At 51.9% G+C, this 26,146-nt stretch carries 23 protein-coding genes and 1 tRNA gene; 11 read left to right on the top strand and 13 right to left on the bottom strand.

Translation table 11 applies throughout. The annotated features are described in order from the left end of the window. Positions 1-4 precede the first annotated feature (4 nt). From rpoZ to recG, 4 genes are read left to right on the top strand one after another with little or no spacing between them, the layout of a single operon-like run. A complete protein-coding gene (gene rpoZ, locus OGY09_RS08970) occupies positions 5-280 on the top strand; it encodes a DNA-directed RNA polymerase subunit omega (protein WP_000135058.1) in 276 nt (91 codons plus the stop codon). 18 nt (positions 281-298) lie between these two features. Then, on the top strand, positions 299-2,413 hold the full coding sequence (gene spoT, locus OGY09_RS08965) for a bifunctional GTP diphosphokinase/guanosine-3',5'-bis pyrophosphate 3'-pyrophosphohydrolase (RefSeq protein WP_003024038.1): 2,115 nt from the start codon (positions 299-301) through the stop codon (positions 2,411-2,413). A gap of 4 nt (positions 2,414-2,417) precedes the next feature. Continuing rightward, complete coding sequence (trmH, locus tag OGY09_RS08960; RefSeq protein ID WP_032945382.1) at positions 2,418-3,107, top strand: tRNA (guanosine(18)-2'-O)-methyltransferase TrmH; 690 nt, start codon at positions 2,418-2,420, stop codon at positions 3,105-3,107. Between the two features lie 5 nt (positions 3,108-3,112). Continuing rightward, on the top strand, positions 3,113-5,194 hold the full coding sequence (gene recG / locus OGY09_RS08955; RefSeq protein ID WP_032945383.1) for an ATP-dependent DNA helicase RecG: 2,082 nt from the start codon (positions 3,113-3,115) through the stop codon (positions 5,192-5,194). Between the two features lie 42 nt (positions 5,195-5,236). On the opposite strand, the gene gltS is transcribed toward recG, so the two are convergent. Then, positions 5,237-6,442 (bottom strand): sodium/glutamate symporter, encoded by a 1,206-nt coding sequence (gltS, locus tag OGY09_RS08950; protein WP_003024029.1) that lies wholly within the window; start codon positions 6,440-6,442, stop codon positions 5,237-5,239. 225 nt (positions 6,443-6,667) lie between these two features. Between gltS and xanP the strand changes: the two genes are divergently transcribed. Together xanP and OGY09_RS08940 are read left to right on the top strand one after the other, a co-directional pair. Continuing rightward, positions 6,668-8,059 carry a xanthine/proton symporter XanP gene (gene xanP / locus OGY09_RS08945; protein WP_032945387.1) on the top strand — a complete coding sequence of 464 codons (1,392 nt, stop codon included), beginning with the start codon at positions 6,668-6,670 and terminating at the stop codon, positions 8,057-8,059. A 121-nt stretch (positions 8,060-8,180) separates the two neighbouring features. Then, positions 8,181-9,890 (top strand): AsmA family protein, encoded by a 1,710-nt coding sequence (locus tag OGY09_RS08940; RefSeq protein WP_032945389.1) that lies wholly within the window; start codon positions 8,181-8,183, stop codon positions 9,888-9,890. Between the two features lie 42 nt (positions 9,891-9,932). Here the strand turns inward: OGY09_RS08940 and OGY09_RS08935 are convergent, their stop codons facing one another. The 9 genes from OGY09_RS08935 to OGY09_RS08895 all read right to left on the bottom strand — a co-directional run bounded on the left by OGY09_RS08935 (position 9,933) and on the right by OGY09_RS08895 (position 20,140). After that, a complete protein-coding gene (locus tag OGY09_RS08935; RefSeq protein ID WP_032945391.1) occupies positions 9,933-10,610 on the bottom strand; it encodes a D-lyxose/D-mannose family sugar isomerase in 678 nt (225 codons plus the stop codon). A 49-nt stretch (positions 10,611-10,659) separates the two neighbouring features. Next, positions 10,660-11,520: a ketose-bisphosphate aldolase gene (locus OGY09_RS08930; protein WP_032945393.1), complete on the bottom strand. Its 861-nt coding sequence runs from the start codon at positions 11,518-11,520 to the stop codon at positions 10,660-10,662. Between the two features lie 80 nt (positions 11,521-11,600). Beyond that, the gene (locus tag OGY09_RS08925; protein ID WP_032945395.1) at positions 11,601-12,452 is read right to left on the bottom strand and encodes a class II fructose-bisphosphate aldolase; all 852 of its coding nucleotides are present in this window, start codon (positions 12,450-12,452) and stop codon (positions 11,601-11,603) included. A gap of 11 nt (positions 12,453-12,463) precedes the next feature. Continuing rightward, on the bottom strand, positions 12,464-13,555 hold the full coding sequence (locus OGY09_RS08920; protein WP_003827232.1) for a PTS fructose transporter subunit IIC: 1,092 nt from the start codon (positions 13,553-13,555) through the stop codon (positions 12,464-12,466). Positions 13,556-13,581: 26 nt separating this feature from the next. Then, the gene (locus OGY09_RS08915; RefSeq protein WP_032945397.1) at positions 13,582-13,902 is read right to left on the bottom strand and encodes a PTS fructose transporter subunit IIB; all 321 of its coding nucleotides are present in this window, start codon (positions 13,900-13,902) and stop codon (positions 13,582-13,584) included. Between the two features lie 19 nt (positions 13,903-13,921). Continuing rightward, positions 13,922-14,392, bottom strand: a complete 471-nt coding sequence (locus tag OGY09_RS08910; RefSeq protein WP_008786490.1) for a PTS sugar transporter subunit IIA — start codon at positions 14,390-14,392, stop codon at positions 13,922-13,924. Positions 14,393-14,418: 26 nt separating this feature from the next. Beyond that, entirely contained in the window at positions 14,419-15,972 is a 1,554-nt protein-coding gene (locus OGY09_RS08905) for a BglG family transcription antiterminator (RefSeq protein ID WP_032945399.1), read from the bottom strand. A gap of 456 nt (positions 15,973-16,428) precedes the next feature. Further along, positions 16,429-18,747, bottom strand: a complete 2,319-nt coding sequence (gene yicI, locus OGY09_RS08900) for an alpha-xylosidase (RefSeq protein ID WP_032945401.1) — start codon at positions 18,745-18,747, stop codon at positions 16,429-16,431. Positions 18,748-18,757: 10 nt separating this feature from the next. Then, entirely contained in the window at positions 18,758-20,140 is a 1,383-nt protein-coding gene (locus OGY09_RS08895) for a glycoside-pentoside-hexuronide family transporter (protein WP_032945403.1), read from the bottom strand. A 290-nt stretch (positions 20,141-20,430) separates the two neighbouring features. On the opposite strand from OGY09_RS08895, the gene OGY09_RS08890 reads away from it, so the two are divergent. From OGY09_RS08890 to OGY09_RS08870, 5 genes are all read left to right on the top strand, one after another. After that, positions 20,431-20,525 (top strand) — tRNA-Sec (locus OGY09_RS08890). Between the two features lie 162 nt (positions 20,526-20,687). Further along, positions 20,688-21,854: a tyrosine-type recombinase/integrase gene (locus OGY09_RS08885; protein ID WP_286590338.1), complete on the top strand. Its 1,167-nt coding sequence runs from the start codon at positions 20,688-20,690 to the stop codon at positions 21,852-21,854. A 9-nt stretch (positions 21,855-21,863) separates the two neighbouring features. Further along, positions 21,864-22,058, top strand: a complete 195-nt coding sequence (locus tag OGY09_RS08880; RefSeq protein WP_016151184.1) for a hypothetical protein — start codon at positions 21,864-21,866, stop codon at positions 22,056-22,058. Beyond that, positions 22,042-22,719, top strand: coding sequence for a hypothetical protein (locus OGY09_RS08875; RefSeq protein WP_286590335.1), 678 nt, complete (start codon positions 22,042-22,044; stop codon positions 22,717-22,719). Before OGY09_RS08880 ends, OGY09_RS08875 begins: the two co-directional genes overlap by 17 nt. Before the next feature lies 1 nt (position 22,720). Then, positions 22,721-24,220, top strand: coding sequence for a retron St85 family RNA-directed DNA polymerase (locus OGY09_RS08870; protein WP_286590333.1), 1,500 nt, complete (start codon positions 22,721-22,723; stop codon positions 24,218-24,220). A 189-nt stretch (positions 24,221-24,409) separates the two neighbouring features. Here OGY09_RS08870 and OGY09_RS08860 read toward each other — a convergent pair whose 3' ends face one another. From OGY09_RS08860 to sid, 3 genes are read right to left on the bottom strand one after another with little or no spacing between them, the layout of a single operon-like run. After that, positions 24,410-24,985, bottom strand: coding sequence for a phage polarity suppression protein (locus OGY09_RS08860; RefSeq protein WP_286590092.1), 576 nt, complete (start codon positions 24,983-24,985; stop codon positions 24,410-24,412). Positions 24,986-25,001: 16 nt separating this feature from the next. Beyond that, positions 25,002-25,244 carry an ogr/Delta-like zinc finger family protein gene (locus OGY09_RS08855; protein WP_048591398.1) on the bottom strand — a complete coding sequence of 81 codons (243 nt, stop codon included), beginning with the start codon at positions 25,242-25,244 and terminating at the stop codon, positions 25,002-25,004. Next, entirely contained in the window at positions 25,241-26,044 is an 804-nt protein-coding gene (gene sid / locus OGY09_RS08850) for a capsid size-determining scaffold Sid (protein WP_286590096.1), read from the bottom strand. Before sid ends, OGY09_RS08855 begins: the two co-directional genes overlap by 4 nt. Between the last annotated feature and the right edge of the window lie 102 nt (positions 26,045-26,146).

Here is a 26,146-nt window from a genome sequence, read left to right as displayed (position 1 = left end):
AAGTATGGCACGCGTAACTGTTCAGGACGCTGTAGAGAAAATTGGTAACCGTTTTGACCTGGTACTGGTCGCCGCGCGTCGCGCTCGTCAGATGCAGGTAGGCGGAAAGGATCCGCTCGTACCAGAAGAAAACGATAAAACTACCGTTATCGCGCTGCGCGAAATCGAAGAAGGTCTGATCAACAACCAGATCCTCGACGTGCGTGAGCGCCAGGAACAGCAAGAGCAGGAAGCCGCTGAATTACAAGCCGTTACCGCTATTGCTGAAGGTCGTCGTTAATCACAAAGCGGGTCGCCCTTGTATCTGTTTGAAAGCCTGAATCAACTGATTCAAAACTACCTGCCGGAAGACCAGATTAAGCGTCTTCGGCAGGCGTATCTCGTTGCACGTGACGCTCACGAGGGCCAGACACGTTCAAGCGGTGAACCCTATATCACGCACCCGGTAGCGGTAGCCTGCATTCTGGCCGAGATGAAACTCGACTACGAAACGCTGATGGCTGCGCTGCTGCATGACGTGATTGAAGATACCCCAGCCACCTATCAGGACATGGAACAGCTTTTTGGTAAAAGCGTTGCAGAGCTGGTAGAAGGGGTATCGAAACTTGATAAGCTTAAGTTTCGCGATAAGAAAGAGGCGCAAGCTGAAAACTTTCGCAAGATGATTATGGCGATGGTGCAGGATATCCGCGTCATTCTCATCAAACTTGCCGACCGCACCCACAACATGCGCACGCTGGGCTCATTACGCCCGGACAAACGTCGCCGCATCGCCCGTGAAACCCTCGAAATCTATAGTCCGCTGGCACACCGTTTAGGTATTCATCACATTAAAACCGAGCTGGAAGAGCTGGGTTTTGAAGCGCTGTACCCAAACCGCTATCGCGTGATTAAAGAAGTGGTTAAAGCCGCTCGCGGCAACCGCAAAGAGATGATCCAAAAAATCCTCTCGGAAATCGAAGGGCGTTTGCAGGAGGCAGGTATTCCGTGTCGCGTAAGCGGGCGTGAGAAGCACCTGTACTCTATTTACTGCAAAATGGTGCTCAAAGAGCAGCGTTTTCACTCCATCATGGATATCTACGCATTTCGCGTCATCGTTCATGATTCCGATACCTGCTATCGCGTACTCGGCCAGATGCACAGCCTGTACAAACCACGCCCTGGTCGCGTGAAAGACTATATCGCCATTCCGAAAGCGAACGGATATCAGTCTTTGCACACCTCAATGATCGGCCCTCATGGCGTCCCGGTTGAAGTACAGATTCGTACTGAAGACATGGACCAGATGGCAGAGATGGGTGTCGCAGCGCACTGGGCTTACAAGGAGCACGGCGGCGAAAGCAGCACCACTGCGCAAATCCGCGCTCAGCGCTGGATGCAAAGCTTGCTGGAACTGCAGCAGAGCGCCGGTAGCTCGTTTGAATTTATTGAAAGCGTCAAATCTGATCTCTTCCCGGATGAGATTTATGTTTTCACACCGGAAGGGCGCATTGTCGAACTGCCCGCTGGTGCAACGCCTGTCGACTTCGCCTACGCTGTGCATACCGATATCGGTCACGCCTGCGTCGGCGCGCGCGTCGACAGACAGCCTTACCCGCTTTCACAACCGCTCTTTAGCGGCCAGACCGTTGAGATTATCACCGCGCCGGGCGCACGTCCGAACGCAGCGTGGCTAAACTTCGTCGTCAGTTCGAAAGCGCGCGCCAAGATTCGCCAACTGTTGAAAAACCTCAAGCGCGATGATTCCGTCAGTCTGGGTCGTCGACTGCTCAACCATGCCCTGGGCGGTAGCCGTAAACTGGCTGAGATCCCCCCAGAGAGCATCCAGCGTGAGCTTGAGCGTATGAAGCTCGCCACGCTTGACGATCTGCTCGCAGAAATCGGTCTGGGTAACGCCATGAGCGTGGTGGTAGCGAAAAACCTCCAGCAGGGCGAAGCAACAGCGAACGTACCAGCACAATCTGGCCATGGTCATCTGCCAATCAAAGGCGCAGACGGCGTGCTGATCACCTTCGCGAAATGCTGTCGTCCAATTCCAGGCGATCCAATCATTGCCCACGTCAGTCCAGGTAAAGGTCTGGTGATCCACCATGAGTCCTGCCGTAATATTCGTGGCTACCAGAAAGAGCCAGAGAAGTTTATGGCGGTGGAATGGGATAAAGAGACGGAGCAGGAATTCATCACCGAGATTAAGGTGGATATGTTTAACCACCAGGGTGCTCTGGCGAACCTGACGGCGGCAATCAACACGACCACCTCCAATATTCAAAGTTTGAATACGGAAGAGAAAGATGGCCGCGTTTATAGCGCCTTTATTCGCCTGACCGCTCGCGATCGCGTGCACCTGGCGAATATCATGCGCAAAATCCGCGTCATGCCGGACGTGATAAAAGTCACCCGTAACCGAAACTAGTCTTATGAATGAACAGCGCTATGCACGTATCCGCGAGATGCTCGCACGTCGTCAGCCCGATCTGACCGTCTGCATGGAGCAGGTTCACAAACCTCATAACGTTTCTGCGATTATTCGTACTGCAGATGCGGTCGGCGTGCATGAAGTCCACGCCGTCTGGCCGGGTAGCCGTATGCGCACCATGGCCTCTTCTGCTGCAGGCAGCAACAGTTGGGTGCAGGTGAAAACTCACCTTACCATTGGCGATGCGGTCACACATTTAAAAAGCCGGGGCATGCAGGTCCTGGCAACCCATCTGTCAGATAAAGCCGTGGATTTTCGCGAGATTGATTACACGCGCCCCACCTGCATCCTGATGGGCCAGGAGAAAACCGGCATCACTCAGGAAGCGTTGGATCTGGCTGATCAGGACATCATCATTCCCATGACTGGCATGGTGCAGTCACTGAACGTTTCTGTCGCCTCCGCGCTGATTCTGTACGAAGCACAGCGCCAGCGGCAAAACGCGGGGATGTACCGACGAGAAAACAGCATGCTGCCACAAGAAGAGCAGCAGCGCTTACTGTTTGAAGGCGGTTATCCGGTGCTGGCGAATGTCGCTAAGCGCAAAGGTCTTCCCTACCCTCACGTAAACACGCAGGGCGAAATTGAAGCCGATGCAACGTGGTGGGCCACTATGCAATCTGCGAGATAAACGCGATGAAAGGCCGTTTACTGGATGCCATCCCACTCAACTCTCTGACCGGCGTTGGCGCAGCGCAAAGCAGTAAACTGGCTAAAATTGGCCTGCACACCGTGCAGGACCTCCTGCTCCACCTCCCTTTGCGTTACGAAGACCGTACCCATCTGTACCCAATTGGCGAACTGCTGCCGGGTGTCTATGCCACCGTTGAAGGCGAAGTGCTGAACTGCAATATCACCTTCGGCGGCCGCCGGATGATGACCTGTCAAATCAGCGATGGCTCGGGGATTCTCACCATGCGCTTTTTCAACTTCAGCGCAGCGATGAAAAACAGCCTTGCTACCGGGCGTAGGGTACTGGCCTACGGCGAAGCCAAACGCGGGAAATACGGCGCAGAGATGATTCACCCGGAATACCGCGTACAAGGCGATCTCAGCACGCCAGAATTGCAGGAAACACTCACACCAGTATATCCAACCACCGAAGGTGTGAAGCAGGCCACGCTGCGCAAGCTGACCGATCAGGCACTGGATCTACTCGATACCTGCGCCATTGCCGAACTGCTGCCGCCAGAGCTGTCACAGGGCATGATGAGCCTACCCGAAGCACTGCGCACGTTGCACCGCCCCCCACCGTCGCTGCAACTCAGCGATCTGGAAACCGGACAACATCCGGCGCAGCGACGTCTGATTCTCGAAGAACTACTGGCGCATAATCTCAGCATGCTGGCACTACGCGCCGGGGCACAGCGTTTTCACGCCCAGCCGTTAAGTGCTAACAACGCGCTAAAAGATAAGCTGCTGGCAGCATTGCCGTTCAAACCTACTGGCGCACAGGCCCGCGTTACCGCTGAGATTGAACGCGATATGGCACTGGATGTGCCGATGATGCGCCTGGTGCAGGGTGATGTCGGCTCCGGTAAAACGCTGGTTGCCGCGCTGGCCGCGCTGCGGGCTATCGCACATGGTAAGCAGGTTGCGCTAATGGCTCCTACCGAACTATTGGCTGAACAACATGCAAATAACTTCCGCAACTGGTTCGCGCCACTGGGCGTTGAAGTGGGCTGGCTGGCTGGCAAGCAGAAAGGTAAAGCGCGTCTGGCGCAACAGGAAGCCATCGCCAGCGGTCAGGTGCAGATGATTGTCGGCACGCACGCGATTTTCCAGGAACAGGTGCAGTTCAGCGGGCTGGCGCTGGTTATCATCGACGAACAGCACCGCTTCGGCGTTCATCAGCGTCTGGCACTGTGGGAGAAAGGTCAGCAGCAGGGTTTCCACCCACACCAGCTAATCATGACCGCCACGCCGATTCCACGTACCCTGGCGATGACGGCCTATGCTGACCTCGACACGTCGGTCATTGACGAACTCCCTCCGGGGCGTACGCCGGTCACTACGGTCGCCATTCCGGATACCCGCCGCAGCGATATCATTGATCGCGTGCGCAACGCCTGTACCCACGAAGGACGTCAGGCATACTGGGTCTGTACGCTGATTGAAGAGTCTGACTTGTTGGAAGCTCAGGCGGCAGAAGCGACGTGGGAAGAGCTTAAACTGGCGCTGCCAGAACTCAATATTGGCCTGGTACATGGGCGCATGAAGCCCGCCGAGAAGCAGTCAGTAATGGCGGCCTTTAAGCAGGGTGAACTGCATCTGCTGGTTGCCACCACGGTGATTGAAGTGGGCGTGGACGTGCCAAACGCCAGCCTGATGATTATTGAAAACCCGGAACGCTTAGGTCTGGCCCAGTTGCACCAGTTGCGTGGTCGCGTAGGCCGTGGCGCGGTGGCTTCCCACTGCGTTCTGCTCTACAAATCACCGCTGTCTAAAACCGCGCAGAAACGCCTGCAGGTTCTGCGAGACAGCAACGACGGGTTTGTAATTGCGCAAAAAGATTTAGAGATTCGCGGCCCCGGCGAGCTGTTAGGTACTCGCCAGACCGGAACGGCAGAATTCAAGGTCGCAGATTTACTGCGCGATCAGGCGATTATCCCGGAAGTTCAGCGCATTGCCCGCCATATTCACGAACGTTATCCGCAACAGGCCGTGGCACTGATAGAGCGCTGGATGCCGGAAACCGAACGCTACTCCAACGCGTAGTTAATTCATAGCGGCGGCGGACGTTACCCCGCCGCACAGCCGTTATTGCGCGAAAATCGGTAACAGCAGATACAGCTTAATCACCAACGCGTTGACGATATCGATAAAGAACGCCCCCACCATCGGCACCACCAGAAACGCCATATGGGATGGTCCAAAACGTTCGGTAATCGCCTGCATGTTGGCAATCGCCGTCGGCGTCGCGCCGAGGCCAAAACCGCAGTGTCCGGCAGCCAGCACGGCGGCATCGTAGTTCTTACCCATCATGCGCCAGGTGACGAATATCGCGTACAGCGCCATGAAAATAGTCTGCACAACCAGGATTGCCAGCATCGGCAAGGCCAGTGAAGCCAGTTCCCACAGCTTCAGGCTCATCAGCGCCATCGCCAGAAACAGCGACAGACTAACGTTACCCAGTACAGAAACCGCACGTTCGAACACCCGATAAAAGCCCAGTAGCGCCAGACCGTTACTGAGGATCACCCCAACAAACAGGACGCAGACGAAGGTCGGCAATTCCAGCACTGTTCCAACCAGCATTTGCGCAACGATTTTACCCACCGTCAGACAGATAGCGATCAGAGCAATGGTTTCAATCAGCACCAGCGAGGTGATCATGCGCCCAACGTCCGGCTTTTCAAATGCGGTCGGCACGGCCTGATCGTCCGGCATACCGTCTGGCGTGGTGGAGTGTTTGACCAGATAGCGTGCCACCGGGCCGCCAATCAGCCCGCCCAACACCAGACCAAACGTTGCGCAAGCCATCGCCACTTCAGTCGCATTGGTGAAGCCATAACGTTCAATAAACAGCTTGCTCCATGCGGCCCCGGTTCCGTGTCCGCCAGAGAGGGTGATCGAGCCAGCAATCAGACCCATCAGCGGGTCCAGACCCAGCAGGGTCGCCATACCAATACCGATGGCGTTTTGCATCAGCAACAAGCCAACAACCACAATCAGAAAAATACCCACCACGCGGCCACCAGCACGCAGACTGGCGATATTGGCGTTCAGACCGATAGTGGCGAAAAAGGCCAGCATCAGCGGATCGCGCAGGGTCATATCGAAGTTCACTTCCCAACCCATGCTTTTTTTCAGCACCAGCAGCGCAATCGCCACCAGCAATCCGCCTGCAACGGGTTCGGGAATGGTGTATTTTTTCAGGAAGGAAACAGACTGGACGAGCTTACGTCCCAGCAGCAACACAAGGGTTGCCGCAACCAGCGTTGATAACGTATCGAGATAAAACATTTACAGCTCCATTAGTGCGTTTAGCACAATCACGCACGATGCATTCCAGACCGATTTTTAGCTCTTATTGAGTTTTCGGAGTGGATTTTAAGCAGAAAATGATGAAAAGTTATATAAAAATGTTTGTTTATCCGTTTTAAATATTAAGAATACCTGCTAGCAAACGTTTGCTTTTCTGCCCTGGTCAGATAAAATCACCGCTTTTCCACCATGGGATTGCCTCTGATGTCCGTTAACGCCGTAGAGTCAACAAATGCGCAACCGGTTGCGCAGACTCACAACAGTGAACTGATTTACCGTCTTGAAGATCGCCCCCCGTTAGCCCAGGCCCTGTTTGCCGCCTGCCAGCATCTGCTGGCCATGTTCGTCGCGGTGATCACCCCTGCTCTGTTAATTTGCCAGGCGCTTGGTTTACCGGCTCAGGATACTCAACACATTATCAGTATGTCGCTGTTCGCCTCCGGCGTGGCTTCTATCATCCAGATCAAAGCCTGGGGGCCGGTCGGCTCAGGGCTGCTATCCATTCAGGGCACCAGCTTTAACTTTGTTGCGCCACTGATTATGGGCGGTACGGCGCTAAAAACCGGTGGCGCAGATGTCCCAACCATGATGGCGGCGCTGTTCGGTACGCTGATGCTGGCAAGCTGCACCGAGATGGTTATCTCGCGTGTCCTGCACCTGGCGCGTCGTATTATTACTCCGCTGGTCTCAGGGGTGGTGGTGATGATTATCGGCCTGTCGCTGATTCAGGTAGGTCTGACATCGATTGGCGGTGGCTATGCCGCAATGAGCGACAACACCTTTGGTGCGCCGAAGAATTTACTGTTGGCAGGCGTGGTGCTGGCGCTAATCATCCTGCTTAACCGTCAACGCAACCCGTACCTGCGCGTTGCGTCATTGGTGATTGCGATGGCGGCAGGCTATCTGTTGGCCTGGTTTATGGACATGCTGCCGCAAAATACCGCACCGGTAAGTCAGGACCTGCTGATGGTGCCAACGCCGCTGTATTATGGCCTGGGCATCGACTGGAGTTTACTGCTGCCGCTGATGCTGGTCTTTATGATTACTTCACTGGAAACCATCGGCGATATTACGGCTACCTCCGATGTCTCCGAGCAGCCGGTTTCTGGTCCGCTGTATATGAAGCGCCTGAAAGGCGGCGTGCTGGCGAACGGTCTGAACTCGTTTGTTTCCGCCGTGTTCAACACCTTCCCGAACTCCTGTTTTGGCCAGAACAATGGGGTTATTCAGTTAACAGGCGTTGCCAGCCGCTACGTTGGTTTTGTGGTGGCGCTGATGTTGATCGCGCTGGGCCTGTTCCCGGCAGTCAGCGGTTTTGTACAGCATATTCCTGAGCCGGTACTGGGCGGCGCAACGCTGGTGATGTTCGGTACTATCGCTGCATCCGGTGTGCGTATCGTGTCCCGCGAGCCGTTGAACCGCCGCGCGATTCTGATTATCGCGCTGTCGCTGGCCGTTGGTCTGGGTGTTTCCCAGCAGCCGCTGATTCTCCAGTTCGCCCCGGACTGGGTGAAAAACCTGCTCTCTTCTGGTATCGCCGCTGGCGGTATTACCGCAATCGTTCTGAATCTGGTATTCCCGCCAGAAAAGCAATAAGCAAAATGCGGCGTTGGTTCTGAATCAACGCCGCTGTAACGCTCTTTCACCATTCCCGCCTTGAGCATTGCGCCTAAATCGTGCATAACTTGACTATGTGCACTTCGCGGGATGGAAGACCATGAAATTTATTGGAAAGCTGCTTCTTTACGTGCTGATCGCCCTTGCAGTGGCGATTCTCGGCCTTTATTTTCTACTGCAAACCCGCTGGGGGGCAGAGCACGTCAGCGCCTGGGTTTCGGAGAACAGCAGCTACCATCTGGCGTTTGATGCCATCGATCACCGGTTTTCCTCCCCTTCCCATATTCTGCTGGAAAACGTCACCTTTGGCCGGGATGGTCAGCCCGCAACGCTGGTCGCTAAAACGGTCGATATTGGGCTGAGCAGCCGCCAAATCACCGACCCTCTGCACGTAGACACCATTTTGTTGCAAAACGGCACGCTGAATCTTTCCCAGCAAACCGCACCGCTGCCGTTCCAGGCCGATCGCCTGCAATTGCAGGATATGGCGCTTAACAGCCCCGGCAGCGAGTGGAACCTCAGCGCCCAGCGCGTTAACGGCGGCGTCATTCCCTGGAGCCCTGAGGCAGGTAAAATTCTCGGGAGCAAAGCGCAAATTCAGCTCAGCGCCAGTTCGTTGACGCTCAACGATGTTCCAACTACCAACGTCTTGATTGAAGGCAGCATCGACCATGACCGGGTGACGCTAAGCAATATTGGCGCTGACGTGGCGCGAGGGGCATTAACCGGCGTAGCGCAACGCAATGCCGACGGGAGCTGGGTTGTGGAGAATCTGCGCCTGAACGATATCCGGCTGCAAAGCGACAAATCGCTGGCCGACTTTTTTGCCCCATTAAGCACTATTCCTTCCCTGCAAATTGGTCGTCTGGAAGTGACGGATGCCCGTCTGCAAGGCCCCGACTGGGCGGTGACGGATCTCGATCTGAGCTTGCGCAACATGACCTTCAGCAAGGACGACTGGCAAACTCAGGAAGGCAAACTGTCGATGAATACCAGCGAGTTTATTTACGGCTCTCTGCACTTCTTCGATCCGATTCTGAACGCCGAGTTCTCACCGCAGGGCATTGCGCTGCGCCAGTTCACCACCCGCTGGGAAGGCGGTATGGTCAGAACATCCGGAAACTGGATGCGCAGCAACAAAGCGCTGGTCCTTGACGATGCCGCGATTGCTGGTCTGGAATACACGCTGCCGGAAAACTGGAAGCAGCTGTGGATGAAACCCCTGCCAGCGTGGCTAAACAGCCTGACGCTGAAGAAATTCAGCGCCAGCCGCAATCTGGTGATAGATATCGACCCGAATTTCCCGTGGCAGCTCACCGCGCTGGACGGCTACGGCGCTAACCTCGGGCTGGTACAGAACAATCAGTGGGGGATCTGGAGCGGTAGCGCCACCCTCAACGCCGCTGCCGCTACCTTTAACCGTACGGATGTGCGTCGTCCTTCTCTGGCGCTAACGGCAAACAGCAGCACCATCAATATCAGCGAACTGAGCGCCTATACGGAAAAAGGACTGCTGGAGGCCACCGCCAGCATTTCGCAGCTACCTCAGCGCCAGACGCAGGTCAGCCTGAACGGGCGCGGCGTGCCAATGACGATCCTGCAGCAGTGGGGCTGGCCCGCACTGCCGCTTTCCGGGGATGGCAACATCCAGCTTACTGCCAGCGGCAATATTCAGGCCGATGCGCCTCTCAAGCCAACGGTCAACGGTCAGTTACATGCGGTGAACGTGGAGAAACAGCAGGTAACGCAAACTATGCAGGCGGGCGTGGTTTCGGGGAGTGAAGTCACTGCACCACCACCTGCACAATGATTTATTGCCCGGTGACGCTTCGCTTACCGGGCCTACTCACGCTCATAAACGAATATATTCACTGCACAGCAGCCACTTCACCGGCTCGTCTTCTTCAATCACCGGGAAGCGACCGCCAGGTTCCAGAAAGTAATTGTCATGCTGGTCGTCATTGACCATCGAGATTTCCCAGCCCAGCACGAACGCCTTCTCCGCCCAAAAGCGATGATACAAGCGCGGTGGCAGGCACACTCCTTGTCCCGGTTTCAATACCAGCGTCTCGCCAGCGTTAACTGTACGCCGCTGACCATCCACGCTAACCTCAACAACGCGTCGGGCGTCATACTCATCATCAGGCGTGACCCACGCCAGCTGCATACACAAATCACCGCCGCCGCGATTAACGATATCTTCCATTTTATGGCGATGAAAATGCCACGGTGTTTGTTGATCCTGCTGAATTTGCAGCATCTTTTCGGCATACGGTTTGGGGTAATCCGCTGACCCCATCAGACCATTGCGCAACGTTAGTAACGTCAGCCCCGTTTGCGCAAAATCTCCGTGCCCGAAGTCGGTAATATCCCAGCCCAACTGGAGATCACGCACTTCACGCCACAGATTTTGATCCTGTTGCCGCCAGGCATCGACCGTAAAATACGCAAAATCAGGCAGACAGACCCGAAAAGTCTCAGCTATGGCATGCGCTTTATCGACGGCATAATTAATGTGTGAACGCTTCATTGCACTTTTCCTTGTTGCGAAAGAGGCGGGTCGCCCCGCCTGCATGCCGTTAGTAAAGTGATGCTTTGCCGGTTGAACCGAACAGTTTCATTTTGTGGCGGATCACGTCCCGCGCGGCGCTAATGGCTTCCGGGTAGATTACGTTCGGGTCCCACCAGGTTTCTTTCGCCAGGATTTCGCGGACTTTCTGGAAGTAGGCGTATTTCATATCGCTGGAAATGTTGATTTTGCCAACGCCCAGCGTCACGGATTCGGCAATTTCCGCATCCGGGTTCGCGGAACCACCGTGCAGCACCAGCGGAATATCCACACGCCCGGCGATGTCGCGCAGGATGTTCATTTGCAGCTCAGGCTGCATCCCTTTCGGGTAGATCCCGTGCGCGGTTCCAATCGCCACCGCCAGCGTGTCTGCACCCGTTCGGGTGATAAAATCCTCTGCCTGAGCAGGATCGGTATAAGTAACCTTCGACACGCCGCCTTCCACTGACGTCCCGGTCTGGCCAATCGTTCCCAACTCCCCTTCCACCGAAACACCTACCGCATGCGCCAGTTTGACAACTTCGCGGGTCAGCGCCACGTTCTCTTCATATGGCAGCAACGAGCCATCAATCATCACCGAGGTAAACCCACACTGAATCGCCCGCAGGACATGCTCAACCGAAGCGCCGTGGTCCAGATGCAGAGTAAAGGGAACCGGGCTGCGCAGGGTGATATCACGGACGTAGCTAAAAAACGCATCGCCGACAAAATCATGTTCGCTGGGGTGAATGGAGATAATCGCCGGGGTATTGGTCGCTTCCGCTTCTTCCACTACTGCGCGTACAAAGCAGCTGTCCGCCACGTTGAATGCGCCGATGGCAAAACCGTGCTGACGGGTAGGTTGCAGTAATTCTTTCATCGAAACTAACATGTTAATTCTCCAGTTTCAGGGTGTAGAAAGCCCTGCCAGTGCGTCATCGCAGAGGCATAGAAGGCGTTACAGAAAATGAATCAGGCTTTGCCGATAGCGCCGCTGGCCTGCAGGTACGGAATAATGGCTTCCTCGCAGGCCTGCTCCATCAGGGCCAGGGCATCAACGAGTTCACCGGATGTGTCGCGACACAGGGTATGCAGTAGCGCAGCCTTTCCGGCTTCGAAAACCGCCGCACCAACGTTTATCTTGGCGACACCAAACGTCGGACAGCGCTGTAGCTGGTCAAACGGCGTCCCGCTGCCGCCATGCAGCGCCAGCGGCACCGTTGATAACCGGGCTATTTCCTCCAGCCGCTGGAAATCAATAGCAGGAGTGATACCCGGCGCGTACATGCCGTGTGCCGTACCCACCGACACCGCCAGCAAATCGATCCCGGTCTGTTGGATAAAGGGTTCCACGTCGGCGGCCTGGGTCATCAAATCAGCGTTAGCGGCGTGGTCATAGCACGGAGCATCGGCCAGATGGCCCAGCTCGCCTTCCACGCACAGAGAAACGCTGGCGGCAAGCTCAACCACCGCCCGGGTCTGGCGAATGTTCTCCTCCAGCGCAAAGGCGGAGGCGTCGATCATTAAGCCGCTGAATCCGGCGCGAAAAGCCTGGCGAATGCGTACAGGATCCTTTCCATGATCCAGCGCCAGCGCGACCGGAACCGAGGCTTCCTCTGCCAGCGTTTTGACCACCGCTGCCGCTATCGGGGCCGGAAAATGCTCCAGATGCCCCTGATACAAATTCAGAATGATGGGCGCACGGTGTTTCTCCGCCACTCGCACTGCTGCGCGGGCGCTTTCCAGGTTCATACAGTTGATGGCCAGCAGCGCGTACTGCTCGCGCCAGGCTTTGGTCACCATGCTTTTCATATCGGCAAACATACGGCCTCCGGTTATTCCAGGGTGAAGGTGATTTCTTCGTCTTTCAGCTTTTGATCGCTGAGTTCGTCAAACTCTTCATCACGCTCGGTTACCGGTTTCTTCCACAGCGACAGCATGACGCCACAAATCACCGTACCGATCCCCAGCGCCAGGCAAAACAGCAGCGGATGCGTAAAGAGCGGAACCACAAACATGCCGCCGTGCGGTACCGGGCTTTCAACACCCCACACCATAATCAGGCCACCCGCAATCGCCGAGGCCACCACGCAGGAGCCCACCACGCGCAGCAGGTCGCGCGCCGCAATCGGAATAACCCCTTCGGTAATCATGCAGATCCCCATCGGGAATGCAGCCTTCAGCGCCTCACGTTCCGCACGGGTGTACTTGTGACGCGTCAGCAGGAAAGAGAGCGTAATGCCAAATGGAGGGATCATCGAACCAACAAACTTCACCGCTTCCGGACCGTACACGCCGCTGACCAGCATGCCGTCAGCAAACAGCGACATGGTTTTATTCACCGGCCCACCGAAGTCGAATGTCGCCATCGCACCGAGGATAGCGCCCATCAGAAAGCGGGATCCGCCCTGCATGGACTCCAGCAGATGAATCAACGCGTCCTGCAGCCAGGCAATCGGCTTGCCAATCAGCGTCATCATCAACAGACCGCCAATGACGGTACTCAGTACCGGCAGCACCATAATGGGCATCAACCCCTGCATCGACTGCGGCAAACGGATATAGCGCTTGAGCAGCAGGACGGTATAACCGACCAGAAATCCGCCCAGCATCCCACCGATAAAACCGGTATGAATTTCTCCGCAGACGAAGCCGACAATCAGGCCCGGCGCGAATCCCGGACGGTCAGCAATGGAGTACGCAATCGCCGCACTAATCAGCGGTACGATTAACCCCATCCCCCAGCCGCCAATCTGGTTGAGCATCCAGGGAATGGTTCCTGTTTTTTCACCGACGTTAGTGCCGCCAAGTATTTGCCCGAGAGCAATACAGATCCCGGCGGCGACAATTAACGGGATCATCCACGAAATTCCCGTTAATAAATGTTTTTTTATTTCCTGAGATAGCGGAATTTTATTTTCACTCATGTGAAACCCCTCCAGAATGAGGAACGCTACTGGTTATTATTAACTAATGATTTTTCGACCTTTTCAAGAAACTGAATGGGCGATTTTATGACGATTTCAGTTTTTACTCGCACAATGCGTTTGTCTGAAAATCGCTCCTCCCCTTTTATTTTTACATCGACAGCAAGGATCACGACATCAGCCGCAGAAATATCTTCTGTTAGCAGTTCATTTTCTGTGCCAATGGTGCCCTGGGTTTCAACTCTTATATTATGACCAAGGGCTTTGGCACCTTTAATTAACTTCTCACGGGCAATATAGGTGTGCGCAATACCCGCCGTACAGGCGGCAACACAAACAATATTCATAACATGCTCCACATTTTATTTAGCAGACATTGGATTCAGCATATTGGCTAAAAAGCTCAATAATTTTTTGTGGACTACTTTCAACTAATAGTTGTTCAATAATGTCGTCATCTGCCAACGCGCCAGCAACCTGCGAAAGCAGACGAATATGGGTGGTGTTTTGATCTTCAAGACGTACGGCAAACAGAATAATGCACCGTACATTGCTGCCGTCCAGGGTTTCCCAGGGAATATCCTGGCGGGTACGCCCAATCGCCAGCGTGGTATTGACCACCGCCGAGGATTTCCCGTGCGGGATCGCAATATGGTTTTCGAAGCCGGTCGAGCCTTCTGACTCACGTTGCCAGACATCCTGAATAAACGTTTCGCGACAGCTAATTGCTCCATCTTTTTGCAGAATATCCGTCAGTTCCTCAATAGCCTCCGTTTTGCTTGTAGCCTTCATGTCCAAAATAACGCGATTTGTATTGAGTATTTTCGTGATGTCCATCAATCATACCTCATGGAGTTCAGACATTAATTTTCAACGACCAGCGACGTCGCCCGATGTAATTTTTCCGTAATAACCGTTTCTGTTACCCGCTTAATATCCGCATCATTGAAGAAGGCAGTGACATACACGACCGGCATGGCAACCGCGGGTAAATTAATCGTCGATACCACCAGTTCAATATCGTCCGTCAGTACAGTGGGCAGGCTGCCTGCCGACACCACGCCGACGATAGTCCAGTCCGGAAAGGCGCGCAGAATACGGCTTTTGAGTAAGTGAGAAGTGCCGATACCCGTTGAACAGACCAGCAGCACGCGTTTACGCGCTATCTGACGCTCCATTGCGGCCTGAAAATGCACGGTTAAATATCCCACTTCATCTTCCGACACGGCCCGCTCGCCCCAACCGCTAAACACCCTATTCACCGCACACTGGGTCAGACGCCACACGTCCTGCAACTCGCCTTTGATATCCTCCAGCAACGGATTACGAATGCGGATCTGGTAGTTCAGTCGGTTAATCAGCGGCTTAATGTGGATCAGCAATCCGTCATACAGCGCCGTGTCCTGGCTAAGATCGCTGTCGACCATCTCGGCGAAGGTGGCAATCAACCGATGGGTAATCAAACGCGCTTCGTCGCTGGAGTGCATATGACCAATCACGCTCACGTCATTATGCTCTTCAATCACCACACCCGAGGAGATAATGTATTGATATATAAACCAGACTTCGTCTTCCGGCAGCGGGTGGGCAATGCGTTTTTCGATATGCTGAATCATGCGACTGGCAATGGAAAATATGTTCTCATCACAGGTAGAGATGCTTTCTTCTTTTCTCGGAAGCGCATTGCCCCGCGTGATGCGGTACATCATGATCAGAATATGGGTAAAGATATTGACGTAATAAGGCTCGCCGAGCGACCAGCACAGGTCGTTCTCCATTTCCTGCAATAACGTCTGGACAAATAAAACGTCTTCTTCGCCAAAGTAATGCACTAAGGCTTTATAACTGCCCGGATCCAGGCGTGAATAAATCACGCTGCCGGGTTCATTATGGTTAATCACACCGTTAATCAACGATGCCATCGCCTGGCGCACACCGCTCTCGCTGCCTTCGATGTGCGTGCCGCTCTGACTGCGAATCAACGACAGGCCCAGTGGGGTAATCCAGGATTCAATTACTTTCAGATCGTTAACAATCGATGCGCTACTAATAAAATAACGTTCGGATAATTTACTGATCGACGTTTCATGCGGCGTTTCGCTTAATAATTGTGAAGCTATCTTGACTCGCCGTGAATTATTCATCATGCCGTCAGCATCATCACCCTCCGTTCCTAATAACTGGTCCATATATAAAAGGTCTGTAATATTATCAGCACTTAATATCACCCCAGCACCAGCACGTTTATCGATGGCTATTTTCCATTCTGATAACCATGGTTCCAGTAAGCGCAGATCGCGCTGCACAGTTTTCTCTGAAACAGATAAATATTCGGCAATTTTCAGCAGCGTGACATATTCCTTCTTAGACAGAAGAAATTTTAATAATCTGTTTTGTCGCGAGGTAATCATTTGCATTATTTACCCTTATTACATACCAGATTAAATATCTATACCCGTCATACTTCAAGCTGCATGTGCGTTGGCTTTCCTCGCTCACCCCAGTCACGTACTTATGTACGTTCAGGGGATTCGCTGCGTCGCCGCCTTCCTGCAACTCGAATTATTTAGGTTATAAAGAAGCATTTATGCTCCACGTGTAATCCGTGATGATAAATATAAGAGGACTACGATGCGCCAACAATACTAAATCGTGTCCTGTATTCCGGACAGAAATAAGACAAAAACGAGAAATAGTGAGATATTTACGGCGCAGATCACATTTTTCGCGGGATTCAGAGTGATATCGCTCGCAAATATGGGGAGATAAAAATTTAATTCAGGATGTTTTGGATTTTCAGATCTGGAATGCTGCTCGCAGCGTGGGCCGGATAAAACGCATTGCGTCGCCATCCAGCCCACGTTGAGATTTACTTACAGGGTAATCGTCAGCACATCCGCATCCGGCGTGACAACCGTTCCCCACTCACTGCCCACAGATGAGCCGCCCTTCACGCCGCTAACCTGCGTAATATTACGCAGACACAGCGTCCAGTTGCGCGCTTCGCCACTTCCTTGCACGGTGATGGTATTACCCGTGCGCGTCGCCTTCAGCGTGAAGATAACCGAACCGTCAGCCGCCGGGACTTCACAAATCGCCTCCCGACCCTCCTGCAGATGGAACAGCTGGAACGCCGTCCCTTCGTGCCAGGCGTAGTCCGGCTTCTGGTTATTGCAGCCCAGCGCCAGCAGTGTATTGTCGCGCACATAAACCGGCAGACTCAGGAAGTCATGCTGCTGCTTATGCCAGCGGCTGCCCGCCACCTCGTCGTTACGCCACAGATGCGTCCAGCGTCCTTCCGGAAGATAGAACTGCACATCACCCGCCTCGCTAAACACCGGCGCAACCATCACGCTATCGCCCAGCATGTACTGGCGGTCGAGATAATCACATGCCGGATCGTCCGGGAACTCCAGCATCATTGCGCGCATCATCGGTGTTCCGAGTTCATTGGCGCGCGCCGCTTCGCGATACAGGTACGGCATCATGCGGCATTTCTGCTCAGTGAAGTAGCGCACCACGTCGCAGGATTCATCATCGTACGCCCATGGCACACGGTAGGATTTACTACCGTGCAGGCGGCTGTGGCTGGAGAGCAACCCGAACGCACACCAGCGCTTGTAGACGTGCGCCGGGGCGGTATTCTCAAAGCCGCCAATATCGTGACTCCAGAAGCCAAAGCCGGACAGGCCGATGGACAACCCACCACGCAGGCTTTCGGCCATCGATTCATAGTTGGCGTAGCAGTCGCCGCCCCAGTGCACCGGAAACTGCTGCGCGCCGACCGAGGCCGAACGGGCGAACAGCACGGCCTCTTCTTCACCGACGGTCTCTTTCAGCACGTTCCATACCAGTTCGTTGTAGATGTACGCATAATGGTTGTGCATTTTCTGCGGATCGGCACCGTCAAACCACTGAACGTCAGTAGGAATGCGTTCACCAAAGTCAGTTTTGAAGCAATCAACGCCGATATCCACCAGACCTTTCAACTTGTTGGCATACCACTCGCAGGCTTCAGGATTGGTAAAGTCATAAATCGCCAGGCCCGGCTGCCATTTATCCCATTGCCACAGGGAGCCGTCCGGGCGCTTGAGCAGATAACCTTTCTCTTTCAGTTCATTGAACAGCGGGGATTTCTGGCCGATATAGGGGTTTATCCATACGCAGACCTTCAGCCCTTTCTCTTTCAGGCGGCGGATCATGCCTTCCGGGTCAGGGAAGGTCACCGGATCCCACTCAAAGTCGCACCACTGGAAGGCTTTCATCCAGAAGCAGTCGAAATGGAAGACGTGCAGCGGCAGATTGCGCTCGGCCATCCCATCGATAAAACTGTTCACCGTCGCTTCATCGTAATTAGTGGTGAACGATGTAGTCAGCCACAAACCGAATGACCAGGCTGGCGGCAGCGCCGGACGACCGGTAAAGCGGGTATAGCGATCCAGCACCGCTTTCGGCGTAGGGCCGTCGATGACGAAATATTCCAGATACTCGCTTTCAACGCTGAACTGCACTTTTGACACTTTCTCAGAGCCGATTTCGAACGACACGCACTGCGGGTGGTTTACCAGCACGCCGTAACCACGGTTGGTGAGATAAAACGGGATGTTCTTGTAAGACTGCTCGGTACTGGTGCCACCATCGCGGTTCCATGTTTCCACCGTCTGGCCGTTACGTACCAGCGCAGTAAAGCGCTCACCCAGACCGTACACCGTTTCGCCAACGCCCAGATCCAGGCGTTCAAACATATAGTTCTTCCCGCTGTTGGTGTCCTGCACGTAGCCGTTATTTTTCAGCTGGCTGCCGGTAATACGTTCGCCGCTACGCAGGAAATCCAGCGACCAGAACTCGCCTTTAGTGACCCGCACGCTCAAATTACCGCTTTTCAGTTCGGCAAATTCAGCGGTGTTTTGTATCTCTACGTTGACGTCCTGCAGCACGTTCAGCGGATAGTGCGGACCGTTATCCAACGCGCCCTGGAAGTGTTCCATACGCACCCCAACCACGCCTTCCTGCGGCGAGAAAAAGCGCAGGGTGAAGAGTGGAGTATCCAGTTGCCAGGTACGTTCACGCACATCGCGCGGTGCAACGTAGACAATCATCTCGTTACCCTGCTGTTCGACCTCGAATACCTGAATCGGGTGAGTTAAATTCAGGCCAGGCTGCGTCAGCCAGTTTCCGTCGCTAATTTTCATCGTTGGTTCCTTAGTTCTGTAATTCTTTCGTCGAAAAATCCTGCTGATTGCGGTGCGCACCCTGAGCCAGCTGACTCATGATTTCCGTCAGATACGGCGTTTTCAGGGTATAGAAGTGTTTGGCAATCACGGCACTCAACAGGTAACAAATAGCCGGGACAATCGTGAACAATGCGATAATGATGCTAATGGTGGCGCTATTCTGGGTTTTCGCTGCGGCATCGTAACCGCCGCCCGCCAGCATCCAGCCGATCATCGCCCCGCCGAGCGCCAGACCCAGCTTGAGCACGAACAGCGTGCCCGCGAAGCTGATCCCCGTCAGACGTTTTCCGTTACACCACTCGCCGTAATCAACGGTGTCGGACATCATCACCCACTGGATTGGCGTCACGAGCTGATGCAGTACGCCAATCACGAAGATGAAGGCGAACATGGTGAGATTTGCGTGCATCGGCACAAAGAACATTGCCAGACTGACGACCGCCAGCAGGGCGTTCGTCCACCAAAAGACGCTGACTTTGCATTTCCAGTCAGTCAGCGGTTTTGCCAGCGCAGAGCCGATAAGATTGCCGACGCAATAGGTGGTGAGGAAGGCGACAAACACTTCCGGGGTACCCAGAATCCAGGTGACGTAATACATCATCGCCCCGCCGCGTACGCAGACGGCCAGTATGTTGAGGATGGTCAGTAGGCCGACGATGCGCCATTGGTCGTTCTGCCAGATGTCGCGCAGGTCTTCACGCATTGAGTTGCTACTCGGCGGCGCTTCCACACGTTCTTTGGTAGTGAAGAAGCAAAACGCCAGCATCAGGAACGCCACAACCGAGAGCACGGCAATCCCGCCCTGGAAGCCCAACGCTTTATCTTCGCCGCCAATCAGATTCACCAGCGGCATCATCAGCACGGTGGAGAGCATGCCGCCCGCCGTCGCCAGCACAAAGCGCCATGACTGCAGGGAGATACGCTGCGTTGGGTCATTGGTTATCACACCGCCCAGCGCGCAGTAGGGAATATTCACCACGGTATAAAGCAGGGTCAGCAGCGTGTAGGTGATTGCGGCATAAATCATTTTGCCGTGCAGGCTGAGATCCGGCGTGCTGTAGGCGAGCACACAGACCAGACCAAATGGCAGAGCGCCAAACAGCACCCACGGGCGGAATTTCCCCCAGCGCGAACGGGTGCGGTCGGCGAGCAGTCCCATGCAAGGGTCTGAGATAGCATCCAGCGCGCGAGCCAGTAAGAACATCGTGCCGACAAAACCGGCCGGGATACCAAAAATATCGGTATAGAAGAACATCATATATAACATAACGTTATCAAAGATGATGTGGCTGGCGGCATCGCCCATGCCGTAGCCAATCTTCTCTTTAACGGACAAAATCTCACTTTTCATTACGCATCCTTGTTAGCACTTTCACACGCACTGATACCGGTTACAGTTCTTGTAAACCATCCCTGTGAGCGCGGGTATTCCGATATCTCGTTATCAAATTACGATTCTTGTTTTCTGTGATCAGAGTAGCGTCAAAAAATGTGTCTAAGTGTAAGTAATGGATTTTGCGAGGATTTATTTGAAACTGGTCATGGTATGGAGAAACGGAAGTTAAAAAAGTGAGGGAGGGGGTGTGGAAACGTTTGGAAGTAGCTATAATGCGCCCCGCCTCCATGTAGCAATCGAGGCGCGGAAGATCGTCATCTCCGGTGAGGTGGCTGGACTTCAAATCCAGTTGGGGCCGCCAGCGGTCCCGGGCAGGTTCGACTCCTGTGATCTTCCGCCAAAGTTCCTCCTCACCCATCCGAGAAAGTCTTAAAAACCCTTTATTTTCAATCACCATTGTAGATTAATCATCCGTAGCAGTCCGACAAGATCTCCCTGAATCCATGAAAAATATGTATAGTGATGTGTATAGATTTTTTATACACATTTTTGGCTTATACACATGGCACTTACAGATATACAAATCAAACGAGCAAAGCCCCAAGACAAGCCATACACATTGAACGACGGGCAAGGCCTGTCATTGCTTATCAATCCCGATGGCTCGAAGGGCTGGCGTTTCCGTTTCCGCTTTGCCGGAAAAGCGCGGTTAATGTCATTTGGTAGCTACGACCTTGTGAGCCTAGCTGAAGCACGTGAGAAGCGTGAGACCGCTCGTAAGCAAGTTGCCAATGGCATTGACCCGGTTGAGGAACGCAAAGCCCAGAAACTGGTTCAGCAGCTCTCCACTGAAAACTCATTCGAAGCTATATGCCGAGAATGGCACGCCAACAAAGCTGACCGCTGGACAGTGGCCTATCGCGAAGAAATCATTAAGACATTTGAACAAGATGTGTTCCCGTTCATTGGTAAACGCCCTATCAGTGAAATCAAACCGTTAGAACTGCTTGAAGTATTGCGACGAATAGAGAAGCGTGGGGCACTTGAGAAAACACGTAAGGTTCGTCAGAGGTGCGGTGAGGTTTATCGCTATGCAATCATAACTGGCCGCGCTGAATACAATCCTGCGCCTGATTTAGCCATCGCTCTGGCTGTTCCCAAGCAGAAACACCACCCTTTTTTATCTGCCGAAGAATTGCCTCATTTTATTCAGGATCTCGAAGCGTATACCGGTAGCATCATCACCAAAAATGCTACGAAGATAGTCATGCTGACTGGTGTAAGAACGCAGGAAATGCGCTTTGCTACGTGGGATGAGGTTGATCTTGAGAAAGGCATATGGCAAATACCAGCAGAAAGAATGAAAATGCGCAGACCACACATTGTTCCTTTGTCTACTCAGGTAGTTGCCCTCTTCGAACAGCTCAAGCCTATTACCGGCCATTACCCCTACATTTTTATTGGCAGGAACAATCGTAGCAAACCAATTTCAAAAGAAAGTGTGTCACAAGTGATTGAGTTACTTGGTTACAAAGGACGTGCTACAGGTCACGGTTTTAGGCATACAATGTCGACAGTTTTGCATGAACAAGGTTTTGATAGCGCATGGATTGAGATACAGTTAGCCCATGCAGATAAAAATGCAATTCGAGGGACATATAATCATGCTATATACTTGAAAAATAGGAGGGTAATGCTACAGTGGTATTCTGATAAATTAATAAGCTGAGGGCTATACATGACATGGCTACATAGTAATGCTGAATGGGTATTCTCTGGTATTGGCGTTTATGTCATATCACTTATAGTATTAGCCATTACAGCATTAATATTTAGAAAAAAAATAAAAGCTAGCACTCAAAAGATCGCTAAAGTTTTTACTTTCGGATGGGGTAACACAACTAATATCAAACAAAATGATGGAAAAGAATAACCCTCAAAATGTTGACCAGAAAATAAAATCTACTGTCGTGGGGACGGGCAACACGACAATTATCGCACAAGTCATTGTTAATACTAATAGTCCTGACATTGATACAAATGCAATACAAAACACACTGATTAATGAGATAAGAAGCTCTCTAAAAGAAGAGTTTGTATCCACGGAATATAACATATTGCTTTGTTACCCTAACAAATTAATTCGTGATGAACCAACTCTAAAGATCATAAATGAAATCAAACAAAAATTAGATAAGATGGGTGCAAAAGTTTATGAAGGCGGGGGAAAAACGGCCCTACCTAAAACCCAAATAACATATCCACACCTTGCGGAATTGGAATTTATAAAAACTGTCAAATGTGATACGGTGATAATTTTTGCATTGGATGAAGTCACACTATCACAACTAACATTAATAAGTTACTTTAAAGTTTCTAAAAAAATTGACAGTACAGATATGATAATAATATCTAGCGACACATTAAAAAATAGCGATATATTTTTATCCAATGGCACATTCCAATACTGTGATGATAATAACTGCAAATTATATTCTTTGAATTCACTAGATGATGCTGGATTAAAATCTGTAATCGCTAGGATAGAAAATAAAAAAATAATTCAACGAAAAGGCGGCTTGTTAGGAGATTAATATGGAAGAGTCTACTAATTATAAACTAATTATCTGGGGGTTATCCGTTATTCAGCCTGCGACGCCTAATGAGGTTTTGAATTATCTTACAACCACTTTAAATGATAATGGCTTATTGCCTGAAGTTGAAAAAATGGTTCATTACTTTGCATTGCTTGGTCAACATGGGTATATACATCAAGTATCAAAGCGCAACAATCTTTATTCGTTGACGCCTCGAGGAAATGAACGACTAACTCCAGCACTGAAAAAACTTCGCGATAAAATTAGACTATTTATGCTTGACAACTGTCACTCTACTAGTAAATTAGGAGTGCTGGCCTCAACTGATACAGAGAATATGGGCGGTGATTCGCCGTCTTTACTGTTAAGGCACAATTCAAAAGAGGTTCCGCACCCAAGCCTGTCTTGGGCTGCAGGGACCCTGCCCAGCAGCCCAAGACAGGCTTGGGTGCGGATCTACGAGCAATTAAATATTGGTTCGATGTCCAGTAATGAGGCCAGCACTCCACCCACAACGAAAGGCTCACCACACCATTCTATTGGCCGATTAGGTTTTTCTTTAAATTATTATTCATTTAATAAAATTGATGAGATTTTTTTTAATAATGATGGCGTGACTGCTATTGCCTCATGTATTGGCATATCTCCAGGGTTGATAACTGCAATGATAAAATCACCTAAAAGATACTATCGCACATTTAATTTACAAAAAAAATCCGGCGGTTTTAGACCAATCCTTGCGCCTCGTAAATTCATTAAAACCATACAGTATTGGTTAAAGGATCATCTTTTAAACCGTTTAAAAATACATTCATCCTGTTATTCATATAGAAGTGGTGTAAGTATAAAAGATAACGCAATTAATCATATAAGAAAAAAATTCGTCGCAAATATTGATATTTCAGATTACTTTGGTTCAATCAATAAAAAAATGATCAAGGATTGTTTTTATAAAAACAACATACCAGAACATGTTATTAATACTATCTCTGGCATAGTGACATATAATGACGTGCTGCCACAAGGTGCGCCTACCAGCCCTATAATATCGAATGCAGTACTTTTCGAATTTGACGAAGAAATGAGTTTTCAAGCCTTAACTCTTGACAGCATATATACTCGTTACTCTGACGATATATCCATCAGCAGTGATAAGAAAGAAAACTTAGAGATACTTATAAGTATTGCTGAAGAAAAATTACTATCGATTGGGTTTACATTAAACAAAGAAAAAAAACGAATTTCTTCATATAATAGCCGTCAAATTGTCACTGGTATTCTCGTTAATGAATCGATAAGACCAACCAGAACTTACAGAAAGAAAATTCGCTCTGCATTTGATCACGCTCTTAAAGAACAGGATAACAGCCAATTAACGATTAACAAATTAAGAGGATATTTAAATTATCTAAAATCTTTTGAGCCCTATGGTTTCAATTTTAATGAAAAAAAATACAAAGATATTCTCAATTTTTTGCAAGCATTTAAGCAAGGGTAGCGCGCAATGCTCTCCCCGCCACGCCTGCCCGCTTCCTGGGGCGCTTTTAATGCAGATGCATGAAGTGGCTCAGGCCGCGCCAGTACTGGTGCGGCGGGGTGTGGAAAATTCAGGTTTTTGCATGCAAAGCCATGCAGCGTAGGCATGCATGGCTATTTTTATTAAAAAGACGGGTATTTTCGGGGCGTTTTATGCGGATTTTTTGCGGGTCTGCGCGGCCTGTCGGCGCATGAAAATCTGACTCTGTTCAGGCGTATATTTTGCCCGGTTGTCGTCTCTCGATGCTCTGTCAGGCCGGAAACCGATGGTTGTCAGAATGTCGCGATCTTCCTCTGCGTAATCAATATTTCCTCCGCGGGTTACATGAACGGACAGCGCTTCGCGAACACTGGCGGCCGCCCGGTCGAGAGCCCGTTCTCTGACGATGTCAGGTTGTTCGCTGAGGTGCATTAATTCCGGTGCCAGTGCGGCGGCCAGCGCGTCGCCGCTTACCTGCATAAAGGCGTGGAGCTGACGCCGGATACTGATACGCTGCACGGCCTCATGTGACCGGATGTACTGCCCGGCCGACTGATTTACCGCCCATTTTTTCAGGTCAATATCATCCCGCAGCGCCTGTGCGGCCTCCGGTTCATAACAGGTACAGGTCAGCTCCAGCTCCTTCAGCGCCATTTCAGCCCGCGCCAGTGCTGACTTGCTGCTCATCCAGTCCGATTTATTCTTCTGACAGGTTTCAAAGGCCTGTTCCAGTAGTGCTCGTGCCATTGTCTTTTCTCCTGAATCAGTGGCGCAGCGATGAGCGGGCACAGTCCAGAATTCGGGGCGGTGTTTCTGGAACTGTTTGTGGTGGTTCGGGCTTGTCTTCTGCCGGTGGCCGTATCACCTCGTCGATAGACTCGGTGGTGCGAAAGGTTGCGGAGCAAAAGACATTCACGCACTGGAGGTAACTCTGTTTGACGTTATCCGACAGGTAACGGCTGGTACGGACATGGGCAGCCTGTTTGCAGTACGGGCAGCGCATCATGGCTTAGCCCCCTGCGTTTTTTTCTTCTGTGCCAGCTCTTTAGCCCGCGCCATTCTGAGAACAGGGCTTTTAAAGAGCTTCATATCCACGCCGGTGAGTGCCGGACGGTGAAGCCCAATTTTTGAAATTACCGGCTCCTGCGCCATGTTGAATGTGTAGTATCTGCTTTGCGCCAGTACATTCTCCCCCAGCTCCTGAATGAGAACGTTGTGAGGGTGTTCTTCTCCTTTCATTTCGAGTTCACGCAGACGTAACGCAAATGCGCGCACCAGTGAGGGAGGGATGTCTTTCATCACGGTCGCCCACTCATTCCGGGAGTAGACAGAGAACACCGTAAAATGCGTGCCGACGTACTTATCTCCTGATGTACAGGCGGACAGCATGGTACTGGCTTTATCATCGTTGAGTTCATCAATCAGGGCGGTGAATTCCTCCGCCAGCTCCCGACCGGCCACTTGCTGACTGTGCTCGGCTTTCAGTTCCGGGGTCATCATGCCGCGCAGTTCGCGAAAACGGGTACGCCAGTTCTGTTCGGCTTCGGCACTTTCATTCAGGGCGTTCTGACGCTCTTTCTCACTGCGGGCAATGGCCGCATCAATATCATTCAGTTTCAGCATATTTTCCGTGTGCGCGGATTTGGCCCTGCTGAACGCATCAAGCGCATTATTTATCGTGGCTTCTGCGTTCTGGTTTGCTTTCTCGTTAAGGCTGTCCAGTGCGCTGTCAATGGCCGTACGGATGTTCTCATCCTGCGTGCTGCCGATGGTTTTCATTACTGCGGTAAACAAATCTGGTTTCATCGTCGGGTTCTCTCTGTGTTTTCAACCTGACGCCATTCTGCCGTCCCTCAGACAACAACTCGATTCATTGCCGTTGTAGCAGACATGGCACAAACAGGACTT

The organism is Citrobacter sp. Cpo071 (assembly GCF_030332765.1).
Classification (GTDB): Bacteria; Pseudomonadota; Gammaproteobacteria; order Enterobacterales; family Enterobacteriaceae; genus Citrobacter; species Citrobacter portucalensis.
This window is presented reverse-complemented; position numbering and strand designations above follow the sequence as displayed.